This window comes from Halorhodospira abdelmalekii, assembly GCF_016583625.1.
GTDB classification, from domain to species: domain Bacteria; phylum Pseudomonadota; class Gammaproteobacteria; order Nitrococcales; family Halorhodospiraceae; genus Halorhodospira; species Halorhodospira abdelmalekii.
The window spans coordinates 1-688 of sequence record NZ_NRRN01000138.1 but is presented as its reverse complement, the minus strand read 5'-3'; the positions used below and the strand labels follow the sequence as shown (position 1 = coordinate 688).

Below are 688 nucleotides of genomic sequence, written 5' to 3'. Positions count from 1 at the left end.
TGGCGGTTCAAAACAGCACCCCCTCTTGCTGTGATCTCGGCTGCTCTGCAACCTCCGAGGCGTTCAAACTGCCCGATGGCCGATTCTTTCTCTCGCGTTCGTATGTCGCCCGCGATGAACAAGGCACATACCGGTACTCGGTCCATATCCTCGAGGACATCACCGAGAAGCACGATCTCGAACAAGCCCATCACGCCGCCGAAGCGAAGTTCCAGGCGATCACCACGGCAGCGCGTGATGCCATCGTGCTGATCGATGCCGAGGATCGGCTGATCTACTGCAATCCGGCCTTTGAGCAGTTGCTCGGCTACCGCGCCGATGAGATCGGAGACGATCCCTTCCACGATCGCTTCGTCCCCGAGCGCCACCGAGCGGCGATGCAAGCCGGCATGCACCACTTTAGGGAGTCCGGTGGCAAGATTCGCGTGGGGCCGCAGACCGAGGTCGAAGCACTTCACCGCGACGGGCACGAGGTTCCGCTGGAGCTGACCTTGGCGCCGGTGAAGATTGCCGGCCACTGGCACGCTGCGGGGATTCTGCGCGATATCAGTGAGCGCCGGGCTGTGGAAGAGGCGCGCCAGCGCACACTCGACGATCAAAGGATGTTCCTCGCCGCGGTCAGCCACGACCTGCGCACACCGCTCAATGCCATCTGCGGTTTCCACGATCAGTTGGCGCACTCCGACCT

The 688-nt window shown here is 62.4% G+C and carries 1 protein-coding gene; it reads left to right on the top strand.

Annotated elements, in window-relative coordinates:
- Positions 1 to 688: PAS domain S-box protein (locus tag CKO15_RS13825; protein WP_200197408.1), on the top strand; the 688-nt coding region annotated here is incomplete at both ends.